Below are 13,753 nucleotides of genomic sequence, written 5' to 3' on the forward strand. Positions count from 1 at the left end.
TTGATTAATTGAATGATAATTATTTTCATTTATGTATAATGCAAAGCAGATGTTTCAAGCTAAATTTTTATAAGGGTGGGAAAAGAGTGAAAAAATTATTGATCAGTTCATTGTTGCTTGCTTCAGCTTATAGCTTTGCTCATGAACCCTATGTTGCGCCACTTGCATATACAACGGAACAAACCCAAGTTGCAATTATCTCGGGCTATGCAGAAGAGGCTTTACAGAGTGAATATGCATTAAAAGATGCGAAGTTTGAGATTACCGCACCGAATAAAACTAAAACCACGATTGAGCCAGATTCTAAGCTCAGTTCGGCAACTGTATTTGACTTGAAATTGCCTGAAGCAGGAACTTATACGGTCAAAACCAGTGCCAGTTATCCATTGAAATATGTGCAAGATCAAAAAGAATGGAAAATGTTCTTTGATATGCCAGCAGACAAAGCACCTGCTAAAGCTGAGCGTGATTTTGTGATTCCTTCAGATTTAAAAGCGAAAAAATTTACACCTGTTGAAATTACCCGTGAATGGACATTTTTGACTTATGTATCTAAAGAGAAGAATACGCCAGTGCAGGCAAGTACAGCACCGATTCAAGTTGAGTTTTTAACCCATCCAAGTGAGCTAAAGGCCAATCAAACCGTGAAAATTAAAGTATCGAAAGCCAATCAAGCGTTGACTAATGCTAATGTGGTCATTCGTGCTAAAGGTGCAACCGATAAACAAGGGATTAGCTTGAAGACCGCCGCAGATGGCAGTGCTGATTTAGTCTTTGCTAAAGCAGGCGAATATCTAATTGAAGTCAGCGAAGCAGTCGATGCGAAGCAAAAGCCAAACAATCAGTTCTATAGCATCATCAGTGTTGCCGTAAATTAACAAGCAAAAAGGCTAATTCATCTGAATTAGCCTTTTATTTTGAGGTCAATTTTATTGATTTGACTCGTCATCCATTGCATTACTATAAAATTTAACGCCCAATTGAATACGATCACGACCATTGCTCATACGCCAGCGATTACTATCTCTGAGCGAATAAACACAACCGCAATATTCCTGTTGATAAAACTCTTCGCGTTTGCTGATTTCCAGCATGCGGACCGCACCGCCGTGTTTACGCCAGTTGTAGTCCCAATATTGGATATCTGGATAATGCGCCGCTGCACGTAGACCACAATCATTAATTTGCTGCATATTCTTCCAGCGAGAAATGCCCAGTGAACTACTGATCAGACTAAAGCCATGTTCATAGGCATACAGCGCTGTTCTTTCAAAACGCATATCAAAGCACATGGTGCAGCGAATGCCTTTTTCAGGCTCATTTTCCATGCCTTTGGCACGGGCAAACCAGTTGTCAGTGTCGTAGTCACAATCGATAAAAGGAATATTATGCTTTTCGGCAAAGCGAATATTTTCCTCTTTACGGATTAGATATTCTTTCACAGGATGAATATTCGGATTATAGAAAAAAATTGAAAAGTCGATGCCAGACTCAATCAAGGTTTCCATCACTTCACCTGAACACGGTGCGCAGCATGAATGCAGCAACAGTTTGTCGTGTCCTTCAGGTAGGCTGAGTGTTTGGCGTTCAAGCGTCTTTTGACTTGGATGAGGCATCGTCGGCATGGTCTGCAAAAGTGAATTGTTTATTGTAAAAGCTTTAAACGTCTGTGGCGCTCTAATTCCATGAAATGTTCTCAGCTCAAGCTGAAAATTTTTTAATACCAAAAGCATCAGCGTATCAATTGCAATAGGTGTGCTGAGTTTTTAAACGACCGTGAACGGTAAATAATGAAATAAAAGCCATGTTGAGACAAACTAATTAATATCATGCTAAGATGAATTAAATTCAATAATGGTAGTGGTCGTGTTAGAACTCCGTCATTTAAAAACGTTAATTGCTTTAAGAGAGCACGGTTCATTGGTATCTGCAGCAACCGATTTATGTCTTACGCCATCGGCAATCTCACATCAATTAAAAGAATTGGATCACTGGTATGGAGTTGAAGTGGTTAACCGTCGTAGCCGTCCTGTGAGTTTTTCCAATGTGGGTGAACGTTTACTGAAACTTGCAGATGATGTACTGCCACAGGTGCAAATTGCACAAACCGATATTACCCGTATTGTGCATGGGCAAACTGGACGAATTATTTTCTCATCGGAATGCCATAGCTGTTTTGATTGGCTCATGCCATTACTCAATCAATATCGTCTGCAATATCCAGATGTGGACCTAGACTTTGCAGCAGGTTTTGAATCGAATCCGCACGAGTTATTGCAAAATGCGGAATTTGACTTATTGATTACGGCTGATCCCATTGCATTAAAAGGCATTGAGTACTTTCCGATCTTTGAATATGAATCTCGTTTAGTGCTTTCCAACACCCATCCCTTGGTGCGTGCAGAGCAGGTGACGGTACAGGATCTAGCAGAAGAGACCTTAATTACCTATCCAGTCGATAAGCATCGTCTTGATATCATGGCGCACTTGTTTATCCCTGCCAATATTCAACCCAAACATATTCGTACCACCGATTTAACTCAAATGTTGATCCAATTGGTTGCCAGTGGGCGTGGTATTGCCGCATTGCCTGATTGGGTGGTGAATGAGTATGAGCAAAAAGGCTGGGTGGTGAGTCGGCGTTTAGATTGTGTTTCCCCACAAGGTTTAAGACGGAAGCTTTACGCGGGTTATCGGAGTGAAGATAAGGAAAAGAATTATTTTGAAGGCTTTATTAAGCAGCTAGAAAAGTTTTCCAAGTTACGCACCGTATATTATGAACAGTAATCAGCGATTGTTGGTTATCAGGTAGTGGCAGTACCACTACCTATTTATTAAAGCGCGATACGCCTCTATTTTTTGGTTTAGTCCGTTCATGATTTACCAATCAGCAAGGATAATATCCCTGCGGCAATCAGTGGGCCAACAGGTACCCCACGTAATAGCGCAACGCCTGCCACGGTTCCAATCAAAAGCCCTGCAACCACATCTGGCTGATTACTCATCAGTTTAACGCCACGACCACCCAGCCAAGCCACTAATAATCCAACCGCAATTGCAGCTAATGACTTAATACTGATAAATGATTTGAGAATGCTTTCACCGCTGATTTTGCCGCTTGCGATCGGTGCAAGTACACCAATGGTCAGGATAATAATGCCAATATTCAAACCATGATTTTGAATATAGGGGAAAAACTGATTCAAGGGAGTGAGTTTAACCAAGATTAGACAAGCAGCTGCGATTGTGACAGCCGTATTTTGACTAAAGATACCGCAGCCCAATAAAACAAGCAGAACCAATAAGTTGACATCAAATTGTGAAAACATGCGCGAAACATTTGCGGGAAAGAAAGTTGAATTATATCGTAAATAGTCGCTAACTTTGGTTAAATTCATCTTAATAACAGAGGAGAAGGCTTTTATACTCAGGCTTTTGTAGATTCTCCAAGACATTAAAAAAGCCATCTTTCAACTAAAAGTTGAAAGATGGCTTCCTTGTGCGAAAGAGATTAAGCCAGTTTTTTGAATGCTCCATAATAGGCAATTTGTTCATCCCAGAACTGTTCCCATAAATCGCAATATTCAAGGCAAATTTGGCGAATCGATGCATATTCAGATTCGACACAGGCCTGTGCCAATACGAACCATAAATCGTCTTCATGGTCGTCATCCGCTGCTTCGGCGGTTGCATCATGTGAAACACCATGCACATAGTAATAGCCGCTATCCACATCAAAACCAACAGCATTGGTCGCCTGACGTAATGCAGGACTAAATAAAATTACTTCTTCTTCTGCGACTGCCAATAAAGCAGAAACAGCTTGGTAACTATCAAATGAGTTTTCTAGGTAGTTACGGACACGTTGAGCGATTAAAGAGGGTTGATAGTCATTACGCTCTGATTGGCTTAGTTCAAAGTCATTTAGCACATCTTCAAATAAAGGGTAGTGTGCATATTCAGGGTTACCCGAATAGTAACCATCTTGATCAAGCCCTGGGCGGAAACCAAATTCATCCAGAATATTAAGATTAAGTAAAAAGCGCGGGAACATTTTAGAACCGGATAATAAACGTGGTTCCAATTGTTTGCTTTGAAATTGCGCCATCAACAAAGCATCCGTAAATACTTGTACAATGGCATGGCGATATTCTAAATGAATGTGTTTTAAGGTTTCTTTATCAATAACACCATCATTTAAAAGTTGAATGGCAGGATGACGTGAAACAGGATGATTTGAAATTTCTGCACGTAATTGTTTCAGAAAGTTCAGATTCTTGTTCCATTGTTCAGTAGAAATACTATTCTTCATTCCTTCAATAGCATTTTGTCTTGGGTTGTTAAAGTTTTCAAAAGTTTTTGGCATAGTCTTGTACTCGATGAATTAATAATATTATTGCTTTTCCAATTATTTAGTTAGATTGTCTTTGGTTGCTTATGAATAACTATTGGTTCAACCAAATATCTTTTTATTGGATGGTTTAAATATAAAATGATTTTTTTGTGAAATCAATTTATTAAAAAGGCTAAAAAATAGTAAGAAAGTTTATGAATTAACTTAACTGTCAATAAAAGGTGAATAGCTTCACGCTATATTTAATATTTTTTTTAAATAGTAAACTTTTTTTACAAATGATCTTGTATGAGGAGTGATTTTTACTTACTCTATAGATGGGACAATAAAGAAAATATAATTTTTCTATAATGCTCTTACAATAAGATAAATGATACATAGTGGCCAGAATTTTCCAGCATGTAAACTATGTCTAAATAATGCATTAAGTTTTTTGATAGAATTCTACAAGGATAATAAAATGTCAAAAAAAGAGGATATTATTGCAACGGCTCTAGATCTTTTTAACCGTCATAACTATAGCACTGTGGGTGTGGATCGAATTATTAGTGAGTCAGGGGTTGCCAAAATGACTTTCTATAAGTATTTTCCTTCCAAAGAAAATCTGATCGAAGAGTGCTTGTCTCGAAGGAATAAAAGTATTCAACAAGCAATTGAATATGAAATCAGTTTAATCGCAGCAGATGATTATTTGGGGAAAATAAAGGCAGTCTATTTTTGGCATTTGTCTTGGTTCAACTCAGATGATTTCCATGGTTGTATGTTTCAAAAAGCTTCTTTAGAAATTCTACAACAATATCCCTCTATTATTGGGCCAATTGTCGAATATCGTGAGTGGATCATGGGATTAATTGAAGACCTATTTGAAAAGGCTAAAGTATTTCAACCTCATGTGCTCACAGCCATGTATATTAATATTTTAGATGGTATGACAGCTTATGCGAAAGTAAATAAGGATCGTGCCCAAATCGAAGAGTGTTGGTATTATATTGAACGTTTGATTCATTTAGAAGCAGCTTAGCTTAAATAACAGTGTCATCCTTTAATTTACAAAAGGATGACACTACTTTATCATTGATTATTGACGACGATAAGAGGTATTTTTCGAAAATTACGCCACCAGCGAAATAAGAAAAAATGACTCCATGTTTTTTGGAAAAATAAACTAAATCCTTCGGCTAATATATTTTCTTGTATTTCATTTTTTTCTAATTGAGTTAAATCTAAAACTTGTAACGAAAGTTCAGAATCTTGTATAACAGCTGATAACTCAAGTGTTAATAGTTGTTTATATTGAGTAAAACACGAAGATGGGCAATCAAGTGTGATGTAAAGTATGTTCCCAAGCCCCCAACACCAAATTTTTTCAATTTCAGGATGTTCTAAGCCAAAACTATAAATGAATCGTCTAAATTGGCGGTGATTTAAGTGGCGTGACCAGAGTTCTTCGCTTAAATTGGAATCTTGGCTTGATAATGCGGTAAATGCTATTTTTTTTAAAATCTCAATATCATCATTAAATAAACTAATAAATGCACTCTCTTGTCGGTCTAAAAAGAACTGTTGATGAATATCATTCGGAAATGAAATAGAGATGACGGTATTTTCATATTTTTGTTGTATCGCTGGAAAAATGTTGAAAAGAATTTTGCCAAGTTCAAGATTGATAAATTTAAATTCTGAGAGCGGTTCTTGCATTTCAATAGTGGGCTGAAAGGCATAAGTCGCAATCACATAGGTTGGATGGGAGATACCCTGATCATCTTGTAGCTCTAAAATATTAATTTGAGGGCTAATCTGACTTTCGTTGATACCTCCTACTGACTGTATGGATAAATAGAGGGGAAATGATAAGACCAATTCAAAGTTCTCATAAAACCAAATCAGCGCCTGACTACGTTTTTCGGTGTTTTCATCATTAAAGTCATAAAAAAACTGCATGATATTTTTATAGTCTTCAATATTTATCGTTGAATCTTGAGTTGTCATCAATGGATTTTCCTTTTTTTAATTATAAAAAAAAGGTGCTTAAAGCACCTTTTTAATAAAAAAATTTATTTTTCAACAAATGCACGTTCAATCACATAGTCACCCATCACGCCCATACGCGGTGATTCAACCAGGCCATGTTCATCAAGCAGTGCTGCAACATCTTTAAGGAAGGCAGGGCTACCACAAAGCATGGCACGGTCAGTTTCACGGTTAAAACGTGGTAAACCAATTTTTTCAAACAGTTCGCCAGATTCAATTGCAGTCGTTACACGACCTTGAGTGTGGAACGGTTCACGTGTCACCGTTGGGTAATATACCAATTTGTCTTTAATCCCTAATTCTTCAAAGAACTCGTGGTTCGGAAGTTCATTTAAGATTAGATCTTGGTAAGCAAGTTCTGATACATAACGTGTACCGTGAACCATAATTACTTTTTCAAACTTTTCGTAAGTTTCAGGATCACGAAGTAGAGAAAGGAATGGAGCAAGGCCAGTACCAGAAGATAAAAGGTATAAATTTTTACCTGGTAATAAATCGTCGTGTACTAAAGTGCCTGTAGGCTTTTTAGAAATCAGGATCTCGTCGCCCACTTGTACTTTTTGTAAGATAGAAGTTAATGGACCGTCTTGTACTTTAATAGAGAAGAATTCGAGTTCTTCTTCATAATTCGCACTCGCGATCGAATAAGCACGCATTAAAGGCTTACCATTCACTTCAAGGCCGATCATCACAAACTGACCATTTTTAAAACGTAAGCTGGTGTCGCGTGTAGTTTTAAAACTGAAAAGCGTGTCATTCCAGTGGTGAACATGAGTAATGCGTTCAACGTTAAAAGCAGCCATTAAAGGTCTCGATCACAGTTAAAAGAAACAGATGGCTATTCTAATCTAAAATCATTCTCGATAAACTGAATATATTTAATTGTGTTTATAAGAAAAAGTGATGAGCAACTCAGTAGTCATGCCGATCATTGGCCATATGCATTCACCTTATCGTGAGAAGTTTGGTATTCCGCGACAGCCAAATCTCGTTCAAGTCGAGTCCTATATAGAGATGGCGGAACCCTATAATGATATTCTGGCTTTTGAAGGTATCGAAGATTTTAGTCATTTGTGGCTGCTATGGCAGTTTCATGAAAACAAAAATCAAGATAACTCTTTGAATCAAATGTCTAAATTTCGTCCACAGGTGCGTCCGCCACGACTCGGTGGTAATCAAAAAATCGGTGTTTTTGCGACACGTAGCATGTATCGACCATCACCCATCGGCTTGTCTGTAGTACGTTTTTTACGTGTTGAAAAGCAGGGTAAAGCAGTTCGCCTTTATGTTATGGGCAGTGATTTACTGCATGGCACACCGATTTTAGACATCAAACCGTATATCCAATATTCGGATGCAATTGTGGATTCGGTCAGTGGTTATGCGCAAGAACAACCAATCCGCAAAATAGTACTTTGGACGGAAACTGCACAGTCACAACAGCAACAGTTATTAAAGCACAGGATTTTAGATAAAAAGATATTCGATGAACTGGAACAAGTGTTATCTTTAGATCCAAGACCTGCGTATCAAGATGATGCTGCGCGAGTCTATGGCATGTGTTTTTCAGAATTGAATATTCGTTTTACAGTGGATGATCGGAGTGTCACAGTTGTAGCTGTAGAGCAAAGCTAAAAAACTTTAAAAAAATAATTGAGTCATACATTTGGGGAACTGACGGTGATACAAGCGCAGGCAAAATTTGCAAACTTTTCGTTTACGATTGATGTGACGTGGTGTTTAGAGCAACTACTGAAAGATGGTCGTATTACTGAACGAGATAAGTTACTCATCCAAACCACACATCGTCAGAAGGATCAACTGAAATGGCATCCTTTGCAGTGGATTGCCAATTTTAATTTAAAAGATCAACTCAATCTGGGCTCCACACTAGCGATGAATCGCTTGTGTCAGTGGTTGGCTGAAAAAGCAGATATTCCTTTATTTGTGATTGATCCGCTCAAAGCAGATGTGGCTGCTTTAACCAGTGTAATGTCACAAGAATTTGCGGCCAGAAACCATATTCTGGCAGTTGAAGTACATGCGGATCGGATTCTGATTGGAACCGATCAACCGTTTACCACTGAATGGCTCAATAACTTGGAGCGGAGCTTAGCACCAAAGAAAATTGAGAAAGTGCTGCTCAATCCCGAACAACTACAACGTTATCTAGTTGAATATTATCAAGTCAGTCGGGCGGTCAGTTCATCTCAGAACTCTAATCTTTACGATCGGGAAAATAAAGGTGTTGAAGCTTTATTGCAGTTAGGCGATACCCAAAACCCAGATGCCAATGATCAACATATTGTAAAGTTGGTAGATTGGGTGCTGCAATTCGCCTTCGAGCAAGGTGCCAGTGATATTCACTTGGAGCCACGAAAAGACAAAGGTAAGGTGCGTTTCCGTATAGATGGTGTCTTACACACGATCTATAACATGCCTGCCAATACGCTCACCGCGGTGATTTCACGTATAAAGATTCTTGGTCGTATGAATGTGGCAGAAAAGCGAAAACCGCAAGATGGGCGCTTAAAAACGCGAACACCGAAAGGGCAAGAAACAGAATTGCGTCTTTCTACCTTACCTACTGCCTTTGGTGAAAAATTGGTGATGCGTATCTTTGATCCAGAAGTGTTGGTCCGTAGTTTCCAGCAATTGGGTTTTGAAGGGCATTTATTACAGAGTTGGCAGCAACTCACTCAGCATAGTCATGGCATTATCTTGGTCACAGGTCCAACAGGCTCGGGTAAAACCACAACGCTGTATTCATCGTTAAAGCAGTTGGCAACGGAACAGGTTAATGTCTGTACCATTGAAGACCCGATTGAAATGTTAGAGCCTAGCTTTAACCAAATGCAGGTCAATCCAAATATTGAATTAGGTTTTGCTGATGGTGTACGCGCGCTGATGCGTCAAGATCCCGATATTATTATGGTGGGGGAGATTCGTGATCACGATACCGCAAATATGGCGATTCAAGCGGCATTAACAGGACATTTGGTGCTTTCTACGTTACACACTAACGATGCGCCGTCGAGTTTGACTCGTTTACATGATCTTGGAATCCAGCCATTCCTTACCGCAGCAACAATTTTAGGGGTATTGGCACAACGTTTGGTGCGTCGTCTTTGTCCGCATTGCAAACAGGAAACCGCCATCAATGAACAAGAATGGGAACATCTTACTTTTGACTATATGATGGACATGCCGACAACGATGTATAAAGCGGTGGGGTGTGAAGCGTGTCGTCATACCGGTTATAAAGGCCGTGTTGGCATTTATGAATTCATGCCAGTGAGTTTGGAGTCAAAGTCGCTGATCACTGCAAATTGCACACTTAATGATTTAAGGGCGCAAGCCAAAAAAGAAGGGATTGAGCCCTTACGTATTGCAGGGGCACGTAAAGTCCTTGAAGGGGTAACCACATTGGAAGAAGTTTTACGTGTGGTGCCTTTGAGTTAAACAGAAAATTTTAATCTTCAGATTCACCTCATCTTCATTTGTTTTAATGACTACATCGAAATGATGAACCACGATGAGGGTATAAAGATGAACATTTTTTCTAAAGTTGCAGTAATTGCTGGTTTGGTTGGTGTGACAACCTTTGCAGTTGCAAATACAAATGCTGTGAATCAACAGGCGATAGCACCCACTCAAACGACTACAGTTAAACAAGCATTGACGATGAAAGATGATACGCCAGTGCAATTAAAAGGTTATGTGGTGAAGGCTACTGGCGATGAGAAATATCAGTTTAGCGATCAAACTGGTTCAATCACCGTCGATATTGATGATGACTTATGGCAAGGTAAAGCTGTATCGGCAAAAACACCTGTGACCTTGATTGGTGAAATTGATATTGACTATAAACCAACCAAACGTGTTGAGGTTGATGTAGATCAAGTTCAATTCTAAGTAAGCTGATGATCCCAAAAGACCACATGACAATCATGTGGTTTTTTGCTTATGCTTCATTCTCAGAAAATGTTATAGATCAAGAGAGAGGATTATTTTATGCGAATTTTATTGGCTGAAGATGATGCCTCTCAGGCAGAGAGTGTTAAGGACTGGCTTGAGATGGATGGTTATAGCGTCGATTGGGTCGAACGTGGCGATCACGCTATTCTAGCGATCGAGCAGCATCAATATGATTGCATCTTATTGGATCGGGGCTTACCACGGGCTACAGGTGATGACATTCTGAAAGCAATTCGCCGTCAGGACAGTAAAACTCCGGTTATTTTTATTACAGCCAAAGATCATATTCATGATCGGGTTGAAGGCTTAGACCTTGGTGCTAATGATTATTTGGTGAAGCCATTTAATTTAGAGGAACTCTCGGCTCGGGTTCGTTCACAATTACGCCAGCATCAAGCCCAAACAGGGCAGTATCTACATTTTTCTGATTTACAGCTAGACCCACAAGCCAAAACACTGAGCAAAGCTGGACAGGCCATTAATCTGACCGCCAAAGAATTTCAGATTTTGCATAAACTCATGCAAAAGCCCGATCATATTTTGACACGGGAACAACTAGAAGAATCTTTATATGCATGGGGCGATGAAATTGAAAGTAATGCCATTGAAGTATTTATCTATCAAATTCGTAAAAAAATTGGTGGGCAATATATCAAAACCATTCGTGGTTTAGGTTATCGCATGTATCAGGAATAACAGCAATGAAAGAGGTGTCCTTACAAACGAAACTGGTTAAAACATCCTTGATCAGTTCAATTGTCGCTGGCTGTGTGGCATTGCTTTTATTCGCGGTCATTTCTGTGTACCAAACCATGCAAGTACAAGATGAAATCATGGATGAGATTTCAGATATGCTACTTATCGCGGATTTAACCAGCCCCTCTGGGCAGCAAATTGATGAACTCAGTGATCAGTTTGATATTCAATATCGTTTGAGCAATCAGCAGCAAGTACTCACCCAGTCAGAAGACTTTCAACTCGATCAACAACATTACAGTTTGATTGATGCAGCACATGGCGACTACGGTTTGATTTGGCAGAAAGGTCAGTTATGGCGAAGTTATGCTGGTGAAGATGAAAATTCGCATATGCAAGTGTTGATATTGCAACCTTTAGAAGAACGGTTTCAAGATTTGCTGCATAGCTTTATGGGATATGCACTGGTCTTAATTTTGCTGTGGTTAATGCAATGGATCATGCTGCATTTTCTGATTAAGCGACAATTTAGCGTGATTCATCAATTATCAAAACAAATCTCGGCCAAGAATGCGGATGATCTTACTCCCGTTCAAGCGGGTGAGGTGGAGTTAAAAGAATTACAGCCTATGCTGAGTCAGTTAAATCGGCTATTACAGCGCCTAGATCATGCGTTGCAGGCAGAGCAGCGCTTTACTGCAGATGCATCGCATGAGTTACGTTCACCATTGTCCGCAATCCAGATGCGTTTGCAGTTATTGCAGCGTAAATATCCAGAACGTACGGCAGATTTTTCACAAATGCAGCAAGATGTGAATCGTGGAATTCAAACTTTAGAAAATCTATTGTTGTTGGCTCGATTAGATCCTGAGCACGCGGAAAACTTGCCCAAGACTTATTTTTCGATGCAGGAGAATGTTCAAGAGGCAATACAGGCACTTAACTTATTTGCCAAGGAAAAGCATATCCAATTGCATTGGCAGGTTGCATCAGATGTGCAGGGTCAGATTCTTGCGAATCAGCAGTTGATTTTTACCTGTGTTCGAAACCTTGTAGATAATGCGATTCGATATACGCCAGAACATGGACAAGTCTATATCACTTTACAGCAACAGCAGCAATATTTGGCTTTGATTGTAGAAAATGAAGGGCAAGGGATGGGTACAGAAAGTTTGGCACGTTTGGGCGAACGTTTCTATCGTGCTTTAGGAAGCAAAACACAAGGTTCTGGTTTAGGGCTTTCCATTTGTAAAAAAATTATTGAGCTGCATCATGGAAAAATGGAGTTTGACCAATCTGAGTACGGTGGTCTAAAAGTCACGATAAGCTTCAAAATTTGATCTTATTTTTTATTATGCAAACAAACTAAAAAAGCAGTATGCGCTGACATACTGCTATTCCCACGTTTCTTGTTATTGTCCGATTATTATTATATTACTTCGTTAAAATCAGGCGATTATTACGGGTTAAACGTAAGCGATATTCCTCACCAGCATGCATGATGCGGATTTCGCGACCTAAGGCAAAAAGGTTGTTCGAATGCAACATTGGCAATGATTGAGCTGCATCGGTACTACGAGTAAATAGGCTGAATGGTGCGTTCATTTGTTATGCTCCGTGGTGTGTTTTTTAATGTTTTAAATGATAATCATTATCGAATAGGCCTGTCAACGGAAATTTTAAGAATTTACAAAATCATCTATTAATTTTATTTTTTGACATGGGAATACCGAGTGGAATTCCTTAGAATGAATATGAAAAGCTGAGAGATTTTAAACGGTTATGACAAAGGCTACAGTTGATGTTGCGATCGCAATTTTATTACATAAAACTAAAGTTTTAGTGGGTTGGCGACAAGCAAACCAACATCAAGGCAATAAACATGAATTTCCTGGCGGAAAAGTTGAGGAGGGTGAAACACCTGAACAGGCTTGTCGTCGAGAAATTTATGAGGAAGTTGGTATTGGTTTAAAAGAATGGCATGCTTTTGATGTGATTCGACATGAATATGAAGACATCATTGTCAATCTACACTTATTCCATGCCTATGTTCCTGATGAGTTACTTGACCTTATTCATCAACCATGGGCTTGGTATAACCGTGATCAATTGATTGATCTTAATTTCCCGAAAGCCAATGCCGCGATTCTGCAACGTTTAAGTTGGCCACATCTGATTAAAATTAGCGATCAGATTGATGCTTTGCCTCAACAAGAGGCGCTATTGTATTGGCGTACACAAATGGATGGTATTAAGCAAATTGGGCAGCAGCTGGACGCTTTAAAGGTCGATCAATTGGGAAAACTCATTGTTAATCTCGATCTGTGGCAAAAACTAAGTGTAGAACTGCAAAACAAGATACAGACCATTCATTTAAAGCAATCGCAGCTGATGAGTTTAAGTAAAGGTGGCTTGGCCGTGGGGAAACGCTTTATCGCTGCCTGTCACGATGCTGTGTCGTTACAACACGCTCAGCATATTGGCTGTGATGCCGTGTTTTTGAGTCCTGTACATGCCACTGAGACGCATCCAGATACGAAAGTATTAGGTTGGGATCGTTTTCAGGAATTGGCACAGAATAGTGATATTCCTGTATTTGCTTTAGGTGGGGTTGCACCGGCAGATTTAGAACAAGCCCAAAAACATCATGCTTATGGGCTTGCTGGAATCCGTCAGTTTAGTTCAATTGATTAA

At 39.3% G+C, this 13,753-nt stretch carries 15 protein-coding genes; 9 read left to right on the forward strand and 6 right to left on the reverse strand.

From position 1 onward, the window contains the following. The first annotated feature begins 86 nt into the window (after positions 1-86). Positions 87-878 (forward strand): DUF4198 domain-containing protein, encoded by a 792-nt coding sequence (locus tag A7P55_RS14340; protein WP_171552612.1) that lies wholly within the window; start codon positions 87-89, stop codon positions 876-878. Positions 879-929: 51 nt separating this feature from the next. Here A7P55_RS14340 and A7P55_RS14345 read toward each other — a convergent pair whose 3' ends face one another. Continuing rightward, on the reverse strand, positions 930-1,625 hold the full coding sequence (locus tag A7P55_RS14345; RefSeq protein WP_171552613.1) for an epoxyqueuosine reductase QueH: 696 nt from the start codon (positions 1,623-1,625) through the stop codon (positions 930-932). A 241-nt stretch (positions 1,626-1,866) separates the two neighbouring features. Between A7P55_RS14345 and A7P55_RS14350 the strand changes: the two genes are divergently transcribed. Beyond that, the gene (locus A7P55_RS14350) at positions 1,867-2,787 is read left to right on the forward strand and encodes a LysR substrate-binding domain-containing protein (RefSeq protein WP_171552614.1); all 921 of its coding nucleotides are present in this window, start codon (positions 1,867-1,869) and stop codon (positions 2,785-2,787) included. An 86-nt stretch (positions 2,788-2,873) separates the two neighbouring features. On the opposite strand, the gene A7P55_RS14355 is transcribed toward A7P55_RS14350, so the two are convergent. Both A7P55_RS14355 and A7P55_RS14360 read right to left on the reverse strand, forming a co-directional pair. Beyond that, entirely contained in the window at positions 2,874-3,329 is a 456-nt protein-coding gene (locus A7P55_RS14355) for a DUF441 domain-containing protein (protein WP_004653942.1), read from the reverse strand. A gap of 182 nt (positions 3,330-3,511) precedes the next feature. Beyond that, entirely contained in the window at positions 3,512-4,366 is an 855-nt protein-coding gene (locus A7P55_RS14360) for a hypothetical protein (RefSeq protein ID WP_171552615.1), read from the reverse strand. A 448-nt stretch (positions 4,367-4,814) separates the two neighbouring features. Between A7P55_RS14360 and A7P55_RS14365 the strand changes: the two genes are divergently transcribed. Next, positions 4,815-5,375 carry a TetR/AcrR family transcriptional regulator gene (locus tag A7P55_RS14365; RefSeq protein WP_171552616.1) on the forward strand — a complete coding sequence of 187 codons (561 nt, stop codon included), beginning with the start codon at positions 4,815-4,817 and terminating at the stop codon, positions 5,373-5,375. Positions 5,376-5,425: 50 nt separating this feature from the next. Here the strand turns inward: A7P55_RS14365 and A7P55_RS14370 are convergent, their stop codons facing one another. Continuing rightward, positions 5,426-6,343, reverse strand: a complete 918-nt coding sequence (locus A7P55_RS14370) for a hypothetical protein (protein WP_171552617.1) — start codon at positions 6,341-6,343, stop codon at positions 5,426-5,428. Between the two features lie 65 nt (positions 6,344-6,408). After that, positions 6,409-7,188, reverse strand: coding sequence for a ferredoxin--NADP reductase (locus A7P55_RS14375; RefSeq protein WP_004806522.1), 780 nt, complete (start codon positions 7,186-7,188; stop codon positions 6,409-6,411). A gap of 118 nt (positions 7,189-7,306) precedes the next feature. On the opposite strand from A7P55_RS14375, the gene tsaA reads away from it, so the two are divergent. The 5 genes from tsaA (at position 7,307) to A7P55_RS14400 (ending at position 12,399) form a co-directional block, all read left to right on the forward strand. Continuing rightward, positions 7,307-8,020: a tRNA (N6-threonylcarbamoyladenosine(37)-N6)-methyltransferase TrmO gene (tsaA, locus tag A7P55_RS14380; RefSeq protein ID WP_171553253.1), complete on the forward strand. Its 714-nt coding sequence runs from the start codon at positions 7,307-7,309 to the stop codon at positions 8,018-8,020. Between the two features lie 48 nt (positions 8,021-8,068). Continuing rightward, complete coding sequence (locus A7P55_RS14385) at positions 8,069-9,847, forward strand: ATPase, T2SS/T4P/T4SS family (RefSeq protein ID WP_171553254.1); 1,779 nt, start codon at positions 8,069-8,071, stop codon at positions 9,845-9,847. Positions 9,848-9,934: 87 nt separating this feature from the next. After that, positions 9,935-10,300: a NirD/YgiW/YdeI family stress tolerance protein gene (locus A7P55_RS14390; protein ID WP_171552618.1), complete on the forward strand. Its 366-nt coding sequence runs from the start codon at positions 9,935-9,937 to the stop codon at positions 10,298-10,300. 99 nt (positions 10,301-10,399) lie between these two features. Next, complete coding sequence (locus A7P55_RS14395) at positions 10,400-11,059, forward strand: response regulator transcription factor (RefSeq protein WP_171552619.1); 660 nt, start codon at positions 10,400-10,402, stop codon at positions 11,057-11,059. Positions 11,060-11,064: 5 nt separating this feature from the next. Beyond that, complete coding sequence (locus A7P55_RS14400) at positions 11,065-12,399, forward strand: ATP-binding protein (RefSeq protein ID WP_171552620.1); 1,335 nt, start codon at positions 11,065-11,067, stop codon at positions 12,397-12,399. A 94-nt stretch (positions 12,400-12,493) separates the two neighbouring features. On the opposite strand, the gene A7P55_RS14405 is transcribed toward A7P55_RS14400, so the two are convergent. Beyond that, positions 12,494-12,664: a hemin uptake protein HemP gene (locus A7P55_RS14405; protein ID WP_004653932.1), complete on the reverse strand. Its 171-nt coding sequence runs from the start codon at positions 12,662-12,664 to the stop codon at positions 12,494-12,496. A 177-nt stretch (positions 12,665-12,841) separates the two neighbouring features. Between A7P55_RS14405 and A7P55_RS14410 the strand changes: the two genes are divergently transcribed. After that, positions 12,842-13,753: a thiamine phosphate synthase gene (locus A7P55_RS14410; RefSeq protein WP_171552621.1), complete on the forward strand. Its 912-nt coding sequence runs from the start codon at positions 12,842-12,844 to the stop codon at positions 13,751-13,753.

This window comes from Acinetobacter sp. Ac_5812 (genome assembly GCF_013072695.1).
Lineage (GTDB): Bacteria > Pseudomonadota > Gammaproteobacteria > Pseudomonadales > Moraxellaceae > Acinetobacter.